Consider the following 7,278-nt stretch of genomic DNA (forward strand, 5'->3'; position numbering starts at 1 on the left):
AGTAAGAGCCTCTGAAAATAAAAAAGGAGCTAACGCTCCTTCCCTCTATGCTGGCTTACTATCTCGCAAAAACGATCCATCAACGAGGCATCCTCCTCGAAGGCAGTGCCAACCACCACAATATCGGCGCCAGCATCGAGCACCTCGCGCAGCGCCTTTTCAGTTCTAATGCCGCCACCCACAATCATCGGTAGGCTAAGCTGCTGCTTAAGGGTGCGGATAGTCTTACTCGGCACGTGGTGCTGAGCACCGCTACCCGCCTCGAGATAGAGCATCTTAAAACCGAGGAGCTGAGCCGCAGCCGCTGTTGCCAGCGTGATGTCGGGCTTATTGGCTGGAATAGGCTTGGTGTTGCTCATATACTCCACCGAGGTGGTGCTACCGCCATCAATCAGGATGTAAGCCGTGGGGATTACCTCCACGCCGCTACGAAGTATGGGAATGGCCGCATGAACCTGGTTGCCGATCAAAAAATCGGGATTACGCCCCGAAAGCAGCGACAGGAATAGAACGGCATCGACCTTGGGTGTAAAGTGAGAGGAAAGCCCTGGGAATAGGATTACCGGCTTGGAGATCCGCGCCTTGAGCCGCTCCACCAGTCCATCGATATCCGAAAAAATGAGACTTCCGCCAACAAATACGAGGTCGGCCTTAGAGGCGGCGATATGGTCAACTAGCGCATCCTCGCTGTTAGGGCTAACCTTATCTGGATCTACCAGAACAGCCAGCAACGAACGATGCTCAATTTGTTTTTTTATGCCATCAAATACGTCCATACTCCCCCCAAACAATTACATGATCTTCTAGGGTGTAATACCGAAAGGAGCCTTCCATATTCGATCTATTTAACCGAATGGATATCTCTCCCTTCGTATGCTTATCGTTGGTGGTAACGTTGGTTACCGTGATATCACGAATAAAATCGAGTTCGCTCTGAAGCGCCGCCTTAAAGGCAGCCTCCTTGGCGCTCCAAATAAGCGGCAAGTATTCCTTTTCCGAAAAGCCCTTGCCCAAGAACAGGCTAGCCTCTGGCGCATCCACAAACTTATGGGCTATTTTTTGGTAGCTCCGCTCCACCCCTTCGATATCGAGGCCTATATGCGGTTCTGTGCCCAACAAAACGGCCACATAACGTCCCGTATGCGATATGGAAATATGCTGGCTGTTGTGGTTGATGCTTGGTCGTCCCTCCTCATCGTATTCGATAGGCACCTTCTTCCCTAAAATTTTATTCACCAAAGCACGGACAGCGAGCCACTGCTGCTGGCGAGACTCTGATCGAAAAGAGAAGTAGCGCTGCTGCTCGTCGAGGGTAAGCTCAGCCTGCAGGTATAAGGCTTCCCTATCTTCGGTTAGCTCCCACACATACACCGAAAGGTCCTCATCTCTATTAATAAATGACACTGGCATTTCTACTTCCAGCTAAAGGTGTCGATCATTCGGATAATATCCTCCCTAAAATACTTTACCACGGGCGCCAACGAGTCCTTATTAGGACGGTTGTAGAAGTAGAGGGCTCCACGAAGGAAGTTTTTGGTGCTATCCGTAAGGTAAAACTGAAGGGCGCTAGCCGCGTTTCCCTCAATGTCGTAAACGGTGCCGTACACCTTACGCTCGCTGTTGCCGTAGGCTGTTTCGAGAATGGCATCGGCCTTAATGGTATGCTTGTACACAAAGGTATGCGCATCTTCGAGCAGTGCGGGTAGATTTCCCTGCACCTTCTTGTAGCTGATATGGAGCATCGCATTGTAGCCCTTAAACGAGAGGTTAATCCAGTAAGGTTCCACATGCTTTTCCATATCGGGAAGTATCTTAACGTAGGTTGGATACTCGAACGAGTAGGGAAAACCTACAGAATCGAACTTGGTATACGCCTTTTTAGGCAAATCGATGCGGAAGTAGCCCCGAGGCTTAGGCGAGTAGTCGCCACCACACGAGCTAAAACCTAGCGCAACAAAAACGGCCACCACACTCCAAGCAAGCCACAACCTATTCCTCTTCATTTTCATTATCCTGAACCTTTATGGTAACTCTAATCTTTTTAATTCTTCTTTTATCAAGCTGATCGACCTTAAACGTATACTCTCCAAGGGTTATTTGCTCGCCGCGCTGCAAAAAGTCGCCCTTTATCTCAAGCAGCAGCCCTGCTAAAGTTTCCGCATCGCCGCGCACCTCCTCAATAAGTTCCTGAGGCACGTTCAGTATCTTCTCAAAGTCATTTAGCAGCGTCTTCCCCTCAAACAGGTAAACGTTCTTCTCCACCTTGGTGTAGTAAAGCTCCTCGTCAAAATCCGACTCGTCGGATATTTCGCCAACAATTTCCTCTAGAATATCCTCCAAGGTTACCACGCCGCAGGTGCCGCCATACTCATCGACCACCACCGCAAGGTGTATCTTTTTTTGCTGAAACTCCTCCAGCAAATCGTTAATCTTTTTATTTTCGGGGACAAAGTAAGGCGTACGAACCAGCGTTATCCAATTAAAGGAGGCTGCCTTGCTCAAGAACGGAAGCAAATCTTTAATGTAAAGAACCCCCTTTACGTTATCTAGCGTATCGTCGTAGGCCAACAAGCGCGAGTAGCCCGAATCGAGCACCTTCTTCTTTAGCGCATCGAAGTTTTCGGATACATCGATGCCTGCCACATCTAGCCTTGGTGTCATAATTTCGCTGGCCTCTGTGTTTACAAAATCGACTATTCCTTTTAGTATTCGCCTATTCTCCTGCGTCTTTGGTCCAGTAATCTCTATTGCCTCCGAGAGATCGTCCATCGATATATTGTGAGCAGGCTTGCTCGCCAACCGCTTATTTATAAACGAAGTTGATGCTATTAGCACGTGCGATAGCGGACGAAAAAGCCGGTTAAGCACAGCCAGAGGTACCGCCATAAACAGCACGAACTTCAAGGGATGGTAGGTGGCTACAATCTTAGGCATAATCTCGCCCAGCAAAAGCAGAATAAACGTAATGATGACAATCTGAAAAACAAACCCAGCCAAAGGTTCCTGCGAAAAATCAATCAGCGAGTTGGTTAGGTAGGTTGACATAATGACAATCGCCACATTTACCATATTATTTACAAATAAGATGGTACTAAGCAGGTATTCGGGCTTGGACAAAAGCGCAAGCGCGGCCTTAGATGCCTTGGTTGTTTTCTTATTAAGCTTATTTTTATCGGATAGCGATAAGGAAAAATACGAAGCCTCCGCTCCAGACATGAGCCCCGAGATAAACAGAAGTAACCCAATAACAAAAATAACGAGGATTAAAGCAAATGTGAGCGGGTGAAAAACAATATCCAGCCCAAGAAATGTACTATGCGGGAAACTATCGGACAACGTGTTCATACCTAACTAAACGCGACACCAAACATTTGAGTAGTGCGATTAGCAAATATAGTGCAAAGCACATCCATATCAAAACATAAAAAAAGCGGTCCGAGAACCGCTATATCTTTTAAAAAGGAAGATCATCCGACCCAGCTGACTCTATTTCCTCTACCTGCGAGGTAAAGTTGTTAGTGCTTGGCTGGCTGTAGGACGATTCTGTAGCAGAATCCCCACTATTTGCGGGTCTACCACCCAACAGTTTAAGCGTATCGGCAACAATTTCTGTAACGTAACGTTTTACACCGTTTGCATCATCGTAGCTTCTGGTACGAATACGACCTTCAATATAAACTTGTCCGCCTTTCTTCACATATTTCTCCACCACATCAGCCAAGCCTCGCCAAGCTACAATGCTATGCCATTCAGTAATTGTTTGCCTAACACCTTGTTTATCTGTGTACGTTTCACTAGTTGCCATTCTAAAGTTGGCTACAGTGGTGTTAGCGTCGATATGCCTCACCTCTGGATCGGCACCAACATTCCCAACTAAAATTACTTTATTGATCATATAAGGTTGATTTTTTTACAGGTTTAAATTACAAATAATTACAATACCTACACATTTCTTTTAAAATATTTTTCAACAGGCTCTGCAGCCAAGTATCCTTCTATCAAACGAGGTGTAGAGTACTCGTGAATTTCATCAAAGTTGATTTGCGAATACGCCTGTTCCAGCACCGGCGAAACAGTAGCAACCTTCACCACTACAAACTGCGCAAATATCTTCTGATGGCTCAACACATACTTTGCAGGAGAAGAGACATGCACAATCTCTGGCATCGTATCACCAAACAAGGAGAGCCAAGACTCATCCTTAACCAGCTCCTCGATCGTTAGCTGCCGCTCCGACTCAACCAGCGGAAACTCATACAACGAATGCCAAATATCGGACTTACTTCGCTTCGAAATAAACGTCTTCCCCCTATTTTCTGGTATTATATAGGTGAAGTAGCGAATGGTTTGCTTTACCTTTTTGCTTTTCACCGGAAGATCATCTACCGTTCTATTCCGAAAAGCGCTGCACATTTCCAGCACAGGGCACTCGTAGCATCGCGGATTTTTGGGCATGCAGAGCGTACCCCCAAAATCCATTATTGCCTGATTGTATATATGCGGACGCTCCACATCGAGCATGCTACTGGCAATAGCCTTCAGCTCCGCCTTCCCTTTACTCGTATCAATTGGCGTTTCGACGCCAAAAACGCGCGCAAAAATACGATAAACATTTCCATCAACCGCCGCAACCGGCTCGCGAAATGCAAATGCCGCTATGGCCGACGCCGTATAATCGCCAATTCCCTTAAGCTGAATTAAGCCCGAGTAGCTAGAAGGAAACACCCCGCCCAAGTTATCGACAATATACTTTGCCGTAGCGTGCATATTACGAGCCCTGGTATAGTATCCGAGTCCCTGCCAAACCTTCAAAACCCTATCTATGTCAGCCTCAGCAAGAGAGTAAACCGTAGGAAAAGTTTCCGTAAAATTTAGGTAATACTCAAGTCCCTGAGCCACCCTTGTTTGCTGCAAAATAACCTCCGAAACCCATATTTTATACGGATCAGAGGTGTGTCGCCAAGGTAAATCACGCTTATTGCGCTCGTACCATTCGATTAAAATATGAGAGAATACCATAAGTATCAAGAAGAAAAATCAAGAAAAACCAACCAAAAATAATCGAAATGTGTTTCATTTATAGATATAAAACATATATATTTGCAGTCTGAATAATGCATAACAATTCAAACGATTGATAATTAAAGCTTTTAACCATGACAAAGGCAGATATCGTAAACGAGATTTCGAAAAATACCGGAATTGAGAAAGTGACTGTACAAAAGGCAGTTGAAGCATTTATGGAAGCCATTAAAGATTCTCTAGTAAAAGACAAGAATGTTTACCTAAGAGGCTTTGGATCTTTCATCGTTAAAAAGAGAGCTCAAAAAACCGCTCGTAACATTTCAAAGAACACTACTATTATTATTCCAGAACACAACATTCCTTCATTCAAGCCAGCAAAAAGCTTTACTGGTAAGGTGAAGAATACTGTTAAGTCGAAATAGTTAACCTTTTAAAATCAAAGTTATGCCAAGCGGTAAAAAAAGGAAGAGACATAAAATGGCTACGCACAAGCGTAAAAAACGCTTAAGAAAGAACAGACACAAAAAGAAAAAATAGTAGTCTGGACTTTATAGTCTAAAAAACATCAAACCTAAAGAGTCCAAAGATTCTTTAGGTTTGTTTTATTAAACAGGGAACAAAAAGAGAACAGTGAGTAACGAACTAATTATTGACGTAAGCGCAACCGAGATTAGCATTGCTCAGCTCGAAGACAAAAGGCTTATAGAGCTACACAGCGAACGCCGAGAGGAAGGTTTTTCTGTGGGAGACATCTATATAGGCCGTGTCAGAAAGCTAATGCCTGGTCTTAACGCTGCCTTTGTTGACGTTGGTTACGAAAAGGATGCTTTCCTTCACTACCTTGATCTTGGACCACAATTCAGCTCTCTGTCTAAGTTTTTGCAACAATCCTACGCCAAAAAGTCGAAAGGCAACCCATTTTACAGCATGAAAATGGACCAGGATATCGACAAAAATGGCAAGATATCTACGGTAATCAACCCCGGGCAAAACATCTTAGTACAGATTGCGAAAGAACCCATTTCCACAAAGGGGCCTCGTCTAACATCCGAAATCTCCATTGCTGGGCGCAACATGGTATTGCTCCCCTTTTCTGAAAAGATTTCGGTGTCACAAAAAATCGGCACCAATGAGGAAAAAAAGCGACTTAAAAAGCTATTAGAGAGCATCAAGCCCGCACACTACGGCGTAATTGTACGCACCGCAGCAGAAGGCAAGAAAGTAGCAGTTTTAGATGCCGAACTTAAAGAGCTTATTAGACGCTGGGAATTGGTTTATGAAAAAGTAAGAACTACCCCGGTACCTGGCTTAGTCGTTAGCGAAATGGATAGAACTATCGCCATCCTTCGCGACATTCTTAACGGCTCGTTCACTAACATTTACGTAAACAACCAATCTGTTTACGAAGACATCAGGGACTACATCATTAGCATTGCACCTGATAAAGAAAAAATTGTAAAGCTGTACAAGGGAACCGTTCCTATTTTCGACCAATTTGGGGTAGCCAAGCAAATCAAAGCATCCTTTGGCAAGACTGTTTCGTTTAAAAGCGGAGCGTACCTGATTATTGAGCACACCGAAGCCCTTCACGTTATTGACGTAAATAGCGGAAACCGCAGCAAGGTACTCGACAACCAGGAATCAAACGCCCTAGAGGTAAACTCAACCGCAGTGCAGGAAATTGCTCGCCAGCTTAGGCTGAGAGACATGGGCGGTATTATTGTAATTGACTTCATAGACATGCACTCGAACGAAAATAAGCAGAAGATTTTCGACAAGATGAAGGAGGCCATGTCTACCGATAGAGCCAAGCACAACATCCTACCGCTTACCAAATTTGGGCTCATGCAGATAACCCGACAACGGGTACGCCCAGAAATGCACATCAACACAACGGAACAATGTCCCAGCTGCCAAGGAACCGGTCAAATAAGTCCAGCCATCATTTTCGACACGCAGATCGAAAACAGGATTGCGTACTTTATTGAGGAGCAAAAGCTCCGCTGGATTAAGCTAATCGTTCATCCGTACATTGCGGCCTTTCTGAAGAAGGGAATCTTCTCAAAGAGGCTCCAGTGGATCTGGAAGTACAAATGCTACATCAAAGTGGTGGAATCGCACTCCTTCTCGTTTATGGAGCACAAGCTATACGACAGGTATGGCAGCGAAATAACGCAGGAAACGATTGACGAACTTCACAAGCTAGATGAAGATAACCTATAACAAAAAACGCCTCTTACGAGGCGTTTTTTG

Annotated in this window: 8 protein-coding genes; 2 read left to right on the top strand and 6 right to left on the bottom strand. The window is 44.9% G+C overall.

The window, feature by feature from the left end; genetic code table 11:
• Positions 1 to 29 precede the first annotated feature (29 nt).
• From L990_RS17100 to mutY, 6 genes are all read right to left on the bottom strand, one after another.
• Positions 30 to 776, bottom strand: coding sequence for a geranylgeranylglyceryl/heptaprenylglyceryl phosphate synthase (locus L990_RS17100; protein WP_052181114.1), 747 nt, complete (start codon positions 774 to 776; stop codon positions 30 to 32).
• A complete protein-coding gene (locus L990_RS17105) occupies positions 763 to 1,410 on the bottom strand; it encodes a 4'-phosphopantetheinyl transferase family protein (RefSeq protein WP_052181115.1) in 648 nt (215 codons plus the stop codon). The genes L990_RS17100 and L990_RS17105 overlap by 14 nt, the downstream gene beginning before the upstream one ends.
• A gap of 2 nt (positions 1,411 to 1,412) precedes the next feature.
• The gene (gldD, locus tag L990_RS17110; RefSeq protein ID WP_197057325.1) at positions 1,413 to 2,009 is read right to left on the bottom strand and encodes a gliding motility lipoprotein GldD; all 597 of its coding nucleotides are present in this window, start codon (positions 2,007 to 2,009) and stop codon (positions 1,413 to 1,415) included.
• Entirely contained in the window at positions 1,990 to 3,345 is a 1,356-nt protein-coding gene (gene gldE, locus L990_RS17115; RefSeq protein ID WP_052181116.1) for a gliding motility-associated protein GldE, read from the bottom strand. Before gldE ends, gldD begins: the two co-directional genes overlap by 20 nt.
• Positions 3,346 to 3,454: 109 nt before the next feature.
• A complete protein-coding gene (locus L990_RS17120; protein ID WP_047451948.1) occupies positions 3,455 to 3,895 on the bottom strand; it encodes a single-stranded DNA-binding protein in 441 nt (146 codons plus the stop codon).
• Between the two features lie 47 nt (positions 3,896 to 3,942).
• Positions 3,943 to 5,019 (bottom strand): A/G-specific adenine glycosylase, encoded by a 1,077-nt coding sequence (gene mutY, locus L990_RS17125; protein ID WP_047451950.1) that lies wholly within the window; start codon positions 5,017 to 5,019, stop codon positions 3,943 to 3,945.
• Positions 5,020 to 5,156: 137 nt separating this feature from the next.
• On the opposite strand from mutY, the gene L990_RS17130 reads away from it, so the two are divergent.
• Positions 5,157 to 5,447 carry an HU family DNA-binding protein gene (locus tag L990_RS17130; RefSeq protein ID WP_047451952.1) on the top strand — a complete coding sequence of 97 codons (291 nt, stop codon included), beginning with the start codon at positions 5,157 to 5,159 and terminating at the stop codon, positions 5,445 to 5,447.
• Between the two features lie 208 nt (positions 5,448 to 5,655).
• Positions 5,656 to 7,248: a ribonuclease E/G gene (locus tag L990_RS17135; protein WP_047451953.1), complete on the top strand. Its 1,593-nt coding sequence runs from the start codon at positions 5,656 to 5,658 to the stop codon at positions 7,246 to 7,248.
• Positions 7,249 to 7,278 lie beyond the last annotated feature (30 nt).

Origin of the sequence: Alistipes sp. ZOR0009, assembly GCF_000798815.1 — a bacterium.
Lineage (GTDB): Bacteria > Bacteroidota > Bacteroidia > Bacteroidales > ZOR0009 > Acetobacteroides.